Origin of the sequence: Urbifossiella limnaea, from assembly GCF_007747215.1 — a bacterium.
Lineage (GTDB): Bacteria > Planctomycetota > Planctomycetia > Gemmatales > Gemmataceae > Urbifossiella > Urbifossiella limnaea.
Window position 1 is genome coordinate 7,145,185 of sequence record NZ_CP036273.1, and the last position, 14,006, is coordinate 7,159,190.

7 protein-coding genes are annotated in these 14,006 nt (G+C 74.7%); all 7 read right to left on the reverse strand.

The genetic code is table 11. The annotated features are described in order from the left end of the window. Position 1: 1 nt before the first annotated feature. Positions 2–4,930 (reverse strand): nSTAND1 domain-containing NTPase, encoded by a 4,929-nt coding sequence (locus ETAA1_RS28870; RefSeq protein WP_145244078.1) that lies wholly within the window; start codon positions 4,928–4,930, stop codon positions 2–4. Between the two features lie 11 nt (positions 4,931–4,941). Then, a complete protein-coding gene (locus ETAA1_RS28875; RefSeq protein ID WP_145244079.1) occupies positions 4,942–6,351 on the reverse strand; it encodes a hypothetical protein in 1,410 nt (469 codons plus the stop codon). A 3-nt stretch (positions 6,352–6,354) separates the two neighbouring features. Next, positions 6,355–7,566, reverse strand: coding sequence for a hypothetical protein (locus ETAA1_RS28880; RefSeq protein ID WP_145244080.1), 1,212 nt, complete (start codon positions 7,564–7,566; stop codon positions 6,355–6,357). Positions 7,567–7,930: 364 nt separating this feature from the next. After that, on the reverse strand, positions 7,931–8,497 hold the full coding sequence (locus tag ETAA1_RS28885) for an SAM-dependent methyltransferase (protein ID WP_145244081.1): 567 nt from the start codon (positions 8,495–8,497) through the stop codon (positions 7,931–7,933). A gap of 8 nt (positions 8,498–8,505) precedes the next feature. After that, the gene (locus tag ETAA1_RS28890; RefSeq protein ID WP_145244082.1) at positions 8,506–10,074 is read right to left on the reverse strand and encodes an outer membrane protein assembly factor BamB family protein; all 1,569 of its coding nucleotides are present in this window, start codon (positions 10,072–10,074) and stop codon (positions 8,506–8,508) included. 37 nt (positions 10,075–10,111) lie between these two features. After that, on the reverse strand, positions 10,112–10,717 hold the full coding sequence (locus ETAA1_RS28895; protein ID WP_145244083.1) for a peroxiredoxin: 606 nt from the start codon (positions 10,715–10,717) through the stop codon (positions 10,112–10,114). A 40-nt stretch (positions 10,718–10,757) separates the two neighbouring features. Next, positions 10,758–13,964, reverse strand: a complete 3,207-nt coding sequence (locus ETAA1_RS28900; protein WP_145244084.1) for a protein kinase domain-containing protein — start codon at positions 13,962–13,964, stop codon at positions 10,758–10,760. Positions 13,965–14,006: the final 42 nt, after the last annotated feature.

The window sequence follows — 14,006 nt, forward strand, 5'->3', positions numbered from 1 at the left end:
GCTAGGGGCTCCTCGCCCCGATTTCGGTTGCCAGCTCGGCCAGCGGGTCGCTGGCGCTGAGGCGGACCAGGGCCGTGTCGGCCAGCACGAAGTCCTGCCAGAACTTCGCCCGCCCGGCCGGCTCCACGTCCGCGAGCGCCGCGCGGAGCAGGGCGGCGACACGGGCGACGCGGCGGGGGGCGTCGTCCGTGTTCGGGTCGCCGAGGACGACCAGGGCGACGACCCGGGCCGCGGTGTACCGCTGGCGCTTTCGCTCCGGCTGGTCGGTGGACGCCGCCGCCTGCCGTGCGGCGGCCTCGGCGTCGGCCAGCGCCTCCGGGAACTGCCCGGTGCGCACCCGGGCCTCGGCCCGCCCGAGCAGCGCGTCGGGGTAGGTCCGGCCGTCCTTGAGGGCCTCGTCGAAGTCGGCGACGGCGAGCCCCGTGGCCCCGGTAGCGAGGTACGCGCCGCCGCGGAGGGTCAGCACCTCCGGGTCGGCAGGGGCGTACACGAGCGCCCGGGTGAAGCTCTCGATCGCCCCCCGGTGGTCCTTCTTCGTGGCCAGGATCACGCCGCGGGTGGTGAGGGCGGAGGCGAGCCGGTCGGCCTGAGTCCGGGAGAGGGCGGTCCCCTCCGGGGCCGGCGTCAGCGACAGGTACAGGTCGATGGCCACGACCGCCCCGTCGTACTGCCGGCCGGCGAGGAGCGCGTCGGCCGAGTGGCGTGCCGCCAGCGCCCGCTTCTCGCGGGTGAGCGCCGTGTCGGGGAGCCGGAGCACGATGCCGTACACGTCCGACGCGTGCTTGAACTGGCGCGCCTGGTGCTTCAACCGGGCGAACGCCATCAGGTCGTCGGCCAGGGTCGAGGCCCGCCCCAGGTTCGGCGCGAGCTGGACCGCGAGGAGCAAGTCCTTCCCGGCGGCGGCGGCGCCGCCGCGGAGGAGGTGGACGTGGACCCGCTCGTGGTAGAGCCGCGCCACCCGGGGTTGCAGGTCGATCGCCTTGTCGAGGACGTCCGCGGCGGCGTCCAGCGCGGCGTGGCGGTGCCCGGCGGCGGCCGCCGCGAACCCGACCGTCCCGCCCGGGGCCAGCTCCCACGCGACCGCCGGCAGGGGCAACTCCTCCGCCCGGTGGCTGTGCGTCAGGGCGAGGTTGATGCGGGCCGGCAGGGCGTCCGGGCGGAGGGCGACTGCCGCCGTCAGGTCGGCGACCGCGGCGTCCCAGTTGCGCTGCTTGTACGCCAGCACGCCGCGGTTGGTGCGGGCGGCGTAGAGCACCGCGTCGTCCCCCGCGCCCCTTTCGATCGCCTCCTTCAGGGTGGCCTCGGCCTTCGTGTACTCGCCCAGCTCCACCTCGGCCGACGCCCGGTAGACGAGCGGCCAGAGGAAGTCGGAGCGCAGCCCGAGGCACCGGTCCAGCGCCAGCTTCGCGTCCTGGGGGCGCTTGTCCTGCAGGAAGCAGACGGCGAGCAAGAACTGCGCCCCGTAGTGTTCGGGCTCGGCCCGCAGCGCCTCGCCCAGCGCCGGGATCGCCCGGGTGTACTCCTCCGTGCGGTGGTGTTCGAGCCCGATCAGGTAGTAGTCGGCGGCGAGGACCGGGGGCGTCGCGTCGGCGGCCGTCCGCGCCGCCTCCGCCGCCGCCTTCTCGCCCAGCCCGGTGTGGTACTCGGCGCGCCGCGTGAGGCCGACCCGCGTCCGCGTGCCGGGGGGGAGGAGCAGGTCGGCCCGGTCGAGCATCCGGAGGGCGTTCCGAACTTTCTCCTTCCGCTCCCCGGTCGTCTCACCGGGGGTCGGTGCGGCCAGGGCCACCGCGTGGGCGTCGATGAGGAGGAGCTCGTAGCAGCGGTACGCCGCCAGCCGCTCCTCGTCGGACGTGAAGTACCCGGGGGCGAGCCCCGGCGGGCCGCTGCCGGCGAGCTCGACGCCGACCTCCTTCAGCCCGGCGGCCGCCGCGGCGCGGACGAGGCCGTGGGTCTCCGCCTCCGCGAGGCCGGCGGCGCGGGTGTTGAAGAAGACGGCGTCGCGGTGGTGCTTCCCGAGGCGGGTGAGCTTCATCCGCTCCGCCTCCCGCCGGTCCTTGTCGGCGCGGGCGGCGTCGGCCCGGGCGAGGAGCTGGTCGGCGGACGGCTTCAGCGGCCAGTCGGCGAACGCCGCCGGGTCGGCCTTCGCCAGCGCGTCGGCGGCGCGGAGGTCGGCGGCGACGGCGTCCCACGGGACCGCGGCGGCGGGGGTGGCGGTCACGGTCTGCTCGGCCTTCGCGAACAGGGCGGCGAACTGCGCCCGCGCCTTCTCGTGGCGCTCGGCCTCGGCGAGCCTGGTCCGTGCGAGTTCCGTCTCCTTCCGAGCGGCCTGCGCCTGAAGCGCGAACACGGTGGCGGCCACGACGACGACGGCCGCCGCCACGGCGGCAACCTTCCGCACCTGCGCCCAGCGCCGCTGCTCCTCCTGCCACCGGGCCGCCACCTTCGCCAGCGCGTCGTGCCCGAGGCTCACGTACCGCTGCTCTTCCTCGTCCCCGCCGATCCGCAGGCTGTTCACCCGCACGAGCCGGCGGTCGCCGTCGCCGGCCGTCCGCAGCACCTCCTCGAACGGCATCCGCCCGCGCCAGTGCTGGGCCAGGAAGGCCGCCGGCAGCAGTGCCGTGGTGAGCGTGCCGTCGGCCTGCCGGATGAACAGCTGGGTGCGCGGGTCGGCGAGGAGCCGCTTGAACGCCCGCTGGTCGGCGCGGTGGGGGAAGAGGTGCCCGACCAGCGCCTCGGCGTGCGCCCGCATCCCGCCCTCGACGCCGCCGATCGCATTCAGGTCGGCGGCGGTGACGGCCTTGTCGGCGCGGGCGCACACCCGGTCGTAGAGCTGCGTGCACACCACCTGTACCAGCGGCAGCACGCTGTCGGTGCGGTTGATCGAGTACGCCCGGGTCCGCCGCGCGATGTCCTCGGCCACGCCGTCGGCGAAGCGGAAGCCGTACTTCTCGGCCGGGATTTCCGCCGCGTGCTCGACCGGCGTCGGCGACGTGGGCCGCCGGATCACCTCGGTCAGCGCCTCGTGCCCGAAGTCGGTGAGCAGGTAGTCGCGGACGCCGGCCGCGGGGTGCGTCCCCTTCCGCAGCCTGTCGGTGAGCCGGCCGTGGTACTCGGTCCGCAGCGACACCACCACCTTGAACCCGCCCGGCGCCCCGGCCGCGCGGCGGAGCATCTCCAGCGCTTGCGTGCGGTTCGCCTCGTCGGCCGGCGTGCGCGCGAGGGTGAACACCTCCTCCGCCTGGTCGATCACCAGCACCGGCGTGAACGGCAGGACGCGGCCCAGGTCGGCGAGAATCCGGCCGAGCAACCCGGGGTCGGCGCGGAGCGCGTCGCGGAGGGCGTCGCGCCCCGTCCGCTCACCCACGGCCGCGCGGAGGACCCCGGGTAGGTCGGCGGCCGCCGCCGCGCCGGCCGGCGTGCGGTGGGCGAGCGGGGCGGCGCAGAACGTGGTCAGCGCCGCGGCGATCTGCGCCACCGGGTCGTTCGTCGCCCGCACCAGCAGCACCGTGTCGCCGTCGCCGTGCGAGCGGTCCCGCGCGAACCGGTAGCCGACGCACTCGCGCTCCAGGAACGGCACCACCCCGGCGCGCAGGAACGAGGTCTTCCCGACGCCGCTCTCGCCGTGGAGGATCACCAGCCGCGTGCCGGGCTCGTCGAGCAGCTGCGCGAACCGGAGGGTGTCGTCGTCGCGGCCGGCGAACAGGGCGCGGTCGGCCGGGCCGTAGGATTGCAGCGACCGGTACGGCTGCGGCGGCAGCGGGTGCGTATCGGCGTGGGCGCGCGTGGGGTCGCGCCGGAGCTTCGTGCCCACGGCGGCCTGCGTGAGTACGATCGGCGCGGCGTCGGCCGGCGCACGAGGCTCGCGCCGGACGTGGACCGCGGACGGGCAGTACGACCCGTACAGGAGGCCGAGCGGCACCTGGCCGCGGAGCTGGCGCATCACCTTCCCGAGCGGCTCGCCGCGGACCGCGAACGCCGTCAGGAACTCGCGCCCGAGCGGCGCCGCGAACGTGTCCACCGTCACCTGCTCGGTGGCGACGTACCCGGTAAGCCCGAGCGGGTGGAGGGCGTCGAGGAACGAGCCCGACTTCTCCGCGACCGCCGTCCCGCAGGCGTTCAGGAACGCCACCCCGCCGAACACGCTGCCGGCGTCGGCGAACGGGTCGCCCTCCAGCATCGTCTTCAGGTCGTCGGGCGTGACGGCGTCGTCGCCGAGGACGAGGCCGAACGGGTCGGCCTGGGTGTGCCCGAGCCAGTAGAGGAGGTCGGGGCGGCCGGCCTGGAGGGCGTCGGCGAGCTCCTGTCGGGTGCGGGCCTGCACCCAGCCGTGCTCCTGGCACAGCGCCGCCAACTCGCGCGATTCCGTCGGGAGTCGGTCGAGCACGAGCGGGTCGGTGACGACGACGACGCGCGGGTTGTGGAGCACCGGCAGCCGCCGCAGCGGGCTGACGCGGCGGCCGCCGGACAGGTCGTAGCGGAGCCCCCAGAACGGCCGCCACCGGGCCGGGTCGTCGCCGCCGGCCTTGAACGCGGCGGGGTCGGGGCGGCGGTCGTAGACGAGGTTCCACGGCACCGCGGGGCCGCCCTCGGCGACGACTTCCAGCCCCTCGACGGCCCCCTCGGCCTGGAGCGTGTCGAGCCACTTGCGGACCTCGGACGCGAGCGCCATCTGCTCGGCCGGCGGCTTGAACAGCGCCTGGTACAGGCCGTAGCCCGCCGCCGCGAGCGCGGCCGCCGCCGCGGGGCCGTCGCCGCCGTCGTCGGTGAACGAGCCCTCGACGACCGCCCCGAGCGCCGCGCGCGCCGCGTCCGCGGCCGCGGCGAGGGGCCGCGCCGGGAGCTCGTACGGGGCGAACGCGGCGGGCCCGTCGGACCACGTCACGCTCACCCCGGCCGGGGTCGGCTGCACGACACACGCGAGGCGGGCCATCACACCTCCGATCAAGCTCCGTCCTTGCGGACCCGAACGGCCGGGTCGCCGAGGACGACGTAGGACTGCGCGTCGTTCCGCTCGACCCACGCCTGGGCGAGCTTCGGGTCGGCCGCCGACCGGGCGCCGGGCGCGGTCGGGTCGAGGCGGTTCAGCAACTCCGCCGAGTAGGTGGCGAAGCGCTGGCTGAAGTCGATCGTCCCCTGGCCCACGGGGTCGCCGCGGAGGACGCGGGCGAGCATGTTGCGGAACGGCTGGATCTGCGCCCCCGCCCCCTTCGCCTCCAGCGAGTACCCCCACGCGCGGTCGATGTGCCCCACCACGGCGAGCGCCCCCGCGGCCAGGAGCCGCTGCCCGAGCGCCGACACGAACGGCGCCTCGGCCACCTCGACGGGGCCGCCGGCGGGGGCCGTCAGGAACGGGTCGTAGCGCGGCGTGCCGGCGCCGTAGCACGCGAACACGACGGCGATCGTGCCGTCGAGCCGCGTGTCCGGGCCGAGGTCGGCGGCGGCGAGGTAGTGGTCCGCGGAAACGGCGCCGTACCCCGGCCAGTCCTGGCACAGCAGTGCCCCGCTGGCCGGCCGCTGGCGCGGGTCGCCCTTCGGCCAGCCGCCCATCCCGTGCGACGCGGTGAACAGCAGCGCCGGCCGGGCGTCGAGCGCGGCCCGCAGGTTCGCCTTCGTGGCGTCGGCCGCGCGGAACGAGCGGGTGCGGAACCCGTACTTCTCCGCGACGGTCGGGTCGGTCGTGCCCGCCCCGGCGAGCGGGGCGATGAGCTTGTCGGCGCTCAGTTGCGTGGCGCGGTCCATCGGGTGCCGGGTGCCCCAGTACACGACCTCGCGGGCGGGCGGGGCGGCCTCGGCGGTCTCGCTGGCCACCACCGCCGCGGCGTAGCGCCCGTAGTCGGCGGGGTCGTCGAACGACACGCGGCCGACGGCGTAGTCGATGTCGAGGAGGTACTGGAACTCGAACGGGATCTGCTCGGGCGTGCCGACGAGCAGGAGGTAGTACGGCACGGCCGCGGGGTTCACGTCCGAGCCGTGGACCTTGTGCCGCGCCAGCCACGCCTCGCGGGTTTCGCCGGGCAGCAGTTCCAGGGCGCGGAACAGCGGCCCGGCCTGCCCCGCGCGGCGGTCGAGGAGCGGCTTCAGCGCGGCCCGAACGTCCTCCGGCGTCTCCTTGGCGAAGACGACGCCCCAGCCGGCCTGCGCCAGGTCGGTCGGGTCCACGTCCGCCGGGAGGCCGAAGAACTTGCCGGTGAGCTTCTTCGCCAGCCGCCGCAGCCAGCCGGCGCGCTCGGCCGTGGGCGCGGCCCCGCCGGCGGCGCGGCGGCCGGCTTCTTCCACGGTCAGCGGCGCGACCAGGTACTCGCCGGTCAGGGCGTTGATGCCGTTCAGGCAGATGGTGTCGTCGTCGGGCACGGGTCACTCCATCGGCCAGACGCCGCGGGCGCGGAGGTCGGCGACGCGGTGGAGGCGGACGTCGTCGGGGGCGAACTCGCGCGCCTCCTCGTACTGGCGCTGGCCCGACCGGCAGGCGGCGTCGAAGTCGGCGGCCCCGACCATCGTGGTTTCGAGGAACTGCCAGTCCCCGGCGCCGTCGTCCGACTCCCACCCGACGAGGGCGTGGCCCGGGATCAGCAGCAGCGCCGGGCTCAGCGACGCGCCCTCGATCAGGCTCGCGAACAGGACCGCGCCGTCGAGGCAGTTGGCGCTCTTCCGCGCCAGCGACTCACGCGGCAGCCGCGCCCGCTGCGTCACGCTGTCGGCCGGCGCCCCGTAGTCGGTGACGGCGTTGATGTAAGCGAGCCCCGCCTCTTGTAGCGACCGGTACAGCGCCGCCACCTGCTCGCGCACGCGGTCCGGCCCGCCGTGGATGTAGCCGGCGAGCATCCCCGCCGGGTGGAGCGCGGCGGCCCGGCGGACGCGCTCCTGCACCGCGTCGTCGTGCGGCGTCACCCACGCCCCGTAGTAGCGGGTCAGGTCCTTCGCCTCGCCCGTCGCCGCGTCGCGGACCGCGTTGAACCCGCACGTCCGCGCCAGCAGTACGAGCGGGAACGTGTCGTGGCACTCGGGCCGGCCGTCGAGGTCGTCCACGCGCAGGTGCAGCGTCGCCCGCTGGGCCGTCGTGACCCGGCTCACCCGTTCCGGGAAGAGGAGCGGCAGCAACTTGAGGACGGTCGGCTCCTTCACCCCGCGCCTGAGCTCGATCGTGCGCACGGCCTCCGCGGACAGCCCCTCGACCCACGCCCGGACGCACACCCGCTTGCTCTTGGCGTCGAGCGAGACGTTGGTGACGGCGACCGTCAGGAGCGGGTCGGTGTCCGGGTCGAGGAGGGGGTAGATCGCGGTCGGGACGGGGTTCAGGTTCAGCGTCGGCTCGACCTTCAGGCCGGTGGTCTCGGGGCCGAGGAGCCGGCCGACCGGCGGGCGGGGCGGGGGCGGGGCCACGGGCAGGGGTGCGAGTGGCACGTCCGCCGCCGCCCCGCGGAGGGCGGATTGCACGCGGGCGAGTTCGGCGCGGAGACCGGCGTCGGCGCTGGGGTCGGTCTGGGTGTAGACGGCGGCCTGCAACCGGTGGAGTTGGCGTGCGAGAGTGACCCGGGTGGGGGGGCCGTCGGGCGTCGGGTCGGGCATCGGTCACCCCGGCCCGATAGACGGGCGCGCGCCCGGCCGGACCGCGGGGAGCAGTCAGGGGTTGGCGCAGTGCCAGACAGCGTAACTGATTCTGACACGCTTCATATGCCGAGATTTCCTTTGCCGTGTCAACGGCTTACGGTCGGATTTCGCCATTTCCCGCCGAGCCAGACGTCGAGCATGTCACACTGGTCGTCGGGCGGTGTCAGGCGCTTTCCTCCGGATTCCGAGTGTGTGATACCGAATCCGGCTGATGCGTAACCCTCTCTCTCCGGCGGGGGAAGGGTTCACCAAGACGCGGCCGAGCAGTCCCGGCGGCAAGTCCTGTGGCTGGTGACGCGGCCGGGACAGCCGTGGAATGCGGTCACGGTCGAGCGGGGCCGGCGCCGGTGAGGGGGACGGTGTAGAGGTACAGCGACCGGCCGACGCCGTCGTCGGCCGAGGCGACCCGGACCACCCGGTCCGGCCGCACCCCGGGGATCGGGAAGGAGTGCGACACCACCCGCGCCCCCGCCTTCATCCCGTGCAGCCGCGGGACCAGTTTGGCGTTGAGGGTCGCCCCGACGTACAGGGTCACCACCGTCACCCCGGTCAGGTCGGCCGTCAGCAGGTCGGCCTCCACGACCCGGACCAGCTTCCCCACGCCGGCCGCCTCGACCGCCGCGCGGGCCTTCTTCACGTACTCCGGGTCGAGCTCGTACCCGACCGCCTTGCAGCCGTAACGATTCGCCGCGGCGACCAGGATCCGGCCGTCGCCGCACCCGAGGTCGGCGACCACGTCGTCCCTCGTCACCGCCGCCAGTTCCAACATCTTCGTCACCACGTCGCGCGGGGTCGGGGCGAACACCACCGCCGGCCGCGGGCGCGGCGGCGGATCGGGGTCGGCGGCGGCGAGGGGCAGCAGGGCGATCAGGGCGACCAGGCGTGGCACGGGCCGCCTCACTTCCCGCCACGGATGGCGTACAGGGTGGATTCGGTCGGGACGTACAGGGTGCCGTTTGCGAAGACGAGCCCGGCCCGGATCCCGTAGGGAGACTCGATCGTCGCCAGACGCCGCCGCTCCCGGCCGTGGGCGTACACCACCACCTCCGCGTTGTCGTTCCCGAAATACACCTTCCCGTCGGCCCACAGCGGCTGACCCCAGACCGACACCTTCAGGTCGTCAACCCAGTGGCACCGGCCGGTGGCCGCGTCGAAGCAGAACACGAACCCGGAGAAGTCGGCCGCGTACACCAGCCCGTCGTGCGCGACCACGCCGGCGATCGTCCGGCCGAAGTAGAAGTCGCGCGACTCCCGGAGCAGGTCGAGCTTCTTCTTCTTGCCGACCTCGATGCGCGGGGCGCTGTCTGGAACGGCCTTCGGGGTGTACCAGACGACCGCCGAGTTCGGGTTCGGCCGCCCCTTCTTCGGCCCGTCGGCCAGCTCACGGCTCACGTCCCCGGTCTTCGTCGGGTCCACGCAGTACAACCCGCCGTCCCCGGACCCCGCCTCCGGGTCCTGGCCGGTGGCGATGTACACCCGGCCGGCGTACACGACCGGCGTCGCCACGACGTAGTTCTTGCTGTCGAGGCCGCCGAAGTTGAACTCCGCGCCCTTCAAATTCAAGTCGCACGCCCACAGCACCCGGCCGGTGTTGGGGTCGAAGCCGCGGAGCCAGCCGTCGCCCTGGCCGACGACCACCTGGGACCGGCCGCCGACCGTGACGACGGCCGGGCTGGACAGCTGGCAGCGCATGATGTTCTTGCCCGGCGACTTGTCGGTCCACACCACCCGGCCGGTGGCCTTCTCCAGGCACACCAGGCTCGGGGCGTCCGGGGCGGGGATGTTGAAGACCCCCTCGTCCACCCCGTTGTGGGTGACGACGTACAGCCGGTCGCCGAGCCCGGCGACGGCCGCCCCGCCCCCGCCCTGCATCACCGGGATGTGCGGGTACACGCCCAGCTTCGCCCGCATGTCGAGCGTCCACACGTCCCGCGGTTCGCCCTTGCCGGCCCGGAGTGGGGCGACGTCCAGGCACACGACCTCGCACCGGTTGGTGACGTACCACAGCCGGTCTCCCTCGACGAGTGGGGCCGACCCGAGCGCCCCGCCCCACAGGTCCTGCGGGTAGCCGGCCGTCAGTCGTGGGCTGCGGCGGCTCCATACGAATGCCCCGTCCTTCTCCCGGAAGCACCGGAGCACGCCGGCGTCCCAGGCGCTCGACGGGATCGACTCGTCGGCCGGCGGGCGGGTGTTGGTGCCGATCCACACCAGCCCGTTGGCGACGGCCGGGGTACCGATCGTGCGGCTGCCGAGTTCGGCCGCCCACGCCACCCCGTGCCCGACCGTCGCCGGCCGGCCGTCGGCGGCCGGGACGGGGAACCGGAAGTCGTGCGGCGCCCCGGCCTCGGGGCTGACCGCGTTCCGAGTGGCGTCCCGCCCCCAGGTCGGCCAGTCGGCGGACGCGGCGGGGAGGACCAGCGCCGGCAGCAGGCCGGCGGCGGAGACGAGGCGGCAGGCGGGTGACACGGCTCGGCCCTCGGTGGGGTGCGCTGCGGCGCGGAGGCTACTTCCCCTCGGCCTTGTCGATGAACTCGGTAATCGCCTTCGCGTCGAGGGCCGGGGTCACCTTGGTGTTCTTGTACGCGATCGTGCCGTCCTTCCCGACCACGAACGTCCAGCGGGCGGCGGTGCCGGCGCGGGTGAACTCGAACGGCGTCTTGTCCGCGTCGCGCGCCTTCACCACCGCCCCCTTCGTGAACGGCACCCCGTACTTCCTGGCGACCGCGCCGTCCTCGTCGGCCAGCAGCGTGAAGTTGAGCTTCTGGGCGGCCCGGAACTTGGCGTGGACGTCGGCCGAGTCGCCACTGATCCCGACGACCTCGACGCCCTTCTCGGCGAGCTTGTGCATGGCGTCGCGGAAGGCGTTGGCCTGGGCGGTGCAGCCGGGCGTGAAGTCGCCGGGGTAGAAGTAGACGACGACCCACTTCTTGCCGAACCGGTCCTTCGACAGCCACGTCGGGCCGGCGTCGGACGGCGCCTCGAACGCGGGCGCCGTGTCGCCGACCTTCAGCTCCACCGGCTTCGCGTCGTCGGCGGCCGCGGGGCCGACCGACGCGACGCACCCGAGGGCCGCGGCGAACGCGCCGACACGCAGGGTGAACGCGGACATGACGAACCTCCGAACGGGGAAGGGGGATCGGAACCACATGTCAACGACTGACCGGCCGTGGCGGCGGCGCGAGCGGAGGCGACCACGGTTTGAGGTCCCAGACGCGGACCTTGCCGTCGGCGTACCCCGCCCCGAACCACCGCCCACACGGGCTGAACGCGGCGTCGAAGGCCGTGGCCCGGTTCTCCGGGAGGGATACCAACTCCAGCCCGGTCTCCATGTCCCAGACCTTCACCTCGCCGTTCGCCTGGGGGGCTCTGCCGGCGCGGCTCCCGGAACTGGTTGCGAGCCGGCGGCCGTCCGGGGAGAACGTCACCCCCCAGACGCACTCGGTGTGACCCCGGAGGTGGTACACCAACTCCCCGGTCGGCACGTCCCAGACCTTCGCCGTACCGCGGCTGATCCAGTGGACGCCGCTGGCGACCGCCAGCCGTTGGCCGTCCGGGCTCCAGGCGAGCCGCCAGACGCCGCAGTGGTCCGGCGGGAACGTCCGCACGTGCCGCCCGGTCCGCGCCTCCCACACCGACGCGATGCCGGGCCCGTCGAGGGAGTCGCTCATCGACACGAACGTCCCGACCGCGAGGTACTCACCCGTCGGCGAGAACGCGACGGAGCAGGCTCCGAAGCGACGCTGCTTGTCGAACGGGTCGATCTGGTGGAGTTTTTGGCCCGTCCGGGCGTCCCAGACCACGGCGCCGGTCGCCCCGGCCGCGGCGGCCAACGACCCGTCCGGGGACACCGCGACCTCCAGGACCGACTTGAGGCCGCCGGCGAGGGGTGTTCGGAGGTCCCCGGTCCGCCCGTCGCGGACCTGGGGTGGGTCGCCCACGGCCCCGATCACGTCCCCGCGACCGCTGTACCCGACGCGACCGGCCCCGCCGGACCCGGACGTGCTGTTCCGCCCGGCGAGCCCGATCAGGCTGGTACCGCCGGGCAGGTCGCACGACCAGACCCCGGTGTCGGTGGCCGCGAGCACGGCCCCCCCGTCGGGACGGAACCGGACGCACCCCGCCTTCCCCTGCACCGGGACGACGACCCGGGCCGCGGGGTCGATCCGGACGGTCGTCAAGCGGACCACCCGATCGACGCCGGGAGTCAGGAACGTGACCCACGGCCCCCGGACGTCCACGCCGAGCACCCGGCCCGACTCCGGGGCGCACGTCAGCAGCCACTCGCCGCGGCGGTTCCACACCCGGGCCGCCGCCTTGCCGTGGGTCACGACGACTTCCCCGTCGGCGGACCTCGTTGTGGTTTCGGCCCCGGTGTCCTTGGCGAAGTCCGGGACCAGGGTCGTCGATTTGCCCGGCGGGTGGCCGCCCGGGACGCGGGCCTCCGGGGGCACGGGGAGACTCGTGCTGTTGATCCCGACCGCTGCGCCGGTCGGGTCGAGGGTCGCCGTCTTCGCGTCGAGGAGCCCCCGGACGCCCTTCTCGACCGGCGACGGGCCGATGTCGGTGATGCGGACGGGGACGATCCCGGCCAGCGCGTACTCGGGGCCGGTCCCAGCGGCGAAGTACCCCGGCACCGGCTCGCCGAGGAGTTCGATCGCGCGCTCCAGCCGCCCCTCGCGCCACAGCCGGGCGGCGTTCTGGAACCGCACGCTGGTCAGGATGCGCGCCACCTGCTTCTCGCTCCGCTCCGCCTCCACACGGAGGCGCTCGGCCACCGCCTTCTCCATATTCACCTGGGCAAGCGCCATCCGGAGCTTCCCGTTCACGTCCTCCAGGCCGAGCTTGGCCTTGGTCAGCTCGTCGTTCGCACCTTCGAGCCCGATCTTCGCCGTGGTCAGTTCGCCGTTGGTAACCTCCAGGAGGTGCCGGCGGCGCTCCAGTTCGGCGTTGTACGACAGGGCCACCACGCCCCAGATCACCGCCGCGGCGGCCACCGCGCCGGCTCCCACCAGCCCGGCGCCGGCGGGGTTGCGGCGCGCCCACTTCACCGCCCGCTCCACCGACCCCGCCCGGCGGGCCAGGATCGGCTCGCCGTGCCGCCACCGGTCCAGGTCGTCGGCCAGCGCGGCGGCGCTGGAGTAGCGCCGGGCCGGGGTCTTGTCGAGGCACTTCAGGCACACCGTTTCCAGGTCGCGGTCCACGTGCGGGCTGTACGCCCGGACCGCCGCCGGCTCGCGCTCGCGGACCTGGTACAGCGTGTCGAGCACGTCCTCGCCGAGGAACGGCGGGCGGCCGGCCAGCAGCTCGTACAGCACCGCCCCGAGGCCGTACACGTCGGCCTCGGTGGTCACGTCGTCGCGGCCGCGGGCCTGCTCCGGGGCCATGTACGCCGGCGTGCCGAGGATCGCCCCCGTGCGCGTCAGCGTGCTGTCGCGGCCGATCCGCCGGGCCAGCCCGAAGTCGGTGACGTGCGGGGCGCCGGCCGCGTCGATGAGGATGTTCCCGGGCTTCAGGTCGCGGTGGAGGATGCCGCGCTGGTGGGCGTGGTGGACGGCCCGCGCCACCCCGGCCGCCAGCACGGCCGCGGCCGCCTGCCGCTCCTTCGCCGCGGCGCGGGTGGCGGCCTTCGGCACGGCCCATTCGGCCATCCGGGCGGCGAGGCTGCCGCCCTCCACCAGCCGCATCGCGTAGAACTGCACCCCGCGCTGCTCGCCCACGTCGTAGACGGAGACGATGTTCGGGTGGTCGAGCGTCGCGGCCGCCTCGGCCTCGGCGCGGAACCGGCGGACCTCGGCCGGGTCGGCGAACTCGCCGGACCGGATGACCTTCAGCGCCACCACCCGGTCGAGGCTCGCCTGCCGGGCGCGGAAGACGATCCCCATCGCCCCGCGGGCCACCTCGCCGAGCAGCTCGTAGTCGCCCAGCCGCTCCCCGCCCGCGGCGACGAGCGTGGCCGCGGCCGCCGGCACGCCGGTACTCGCGCCCGCGCCGGTCGGGTCGGTGTCGGCGACCGCGCCGGCGAGCCAGTCCGGGTCGAGCTCGGGGAAGCGGGCGGCGTAGTCGGCGGTGCGCGGCACCTCCCCGGCGCGGCGGCGGTAGAAGGCGTCGAGCGCCACCAGCTCGCGGACGGCGGCGGGGCGGACGGCGTCGCCCAGCCCGGCGGTCGCGGCGGCGACGTCGGGGCGCTCGCCGCCGCGCCACGCCGCTTCGAAGGCGTCGCAAACACCGTCGAGTACCAGGGCCGCATCGACCGGCAGGCTCGCCCGCGGGTCGGCGGGGCCGGCGACGAACGAGGCCGTGGCCGTGTGCGGGCTGCGGCCGTCGTGCGTCACGGTCGGGCGGTCGGGCTCGGCCATCGAACTGCCTCACGATCCACGTTCCGGTGAGCGGCGGCTCCC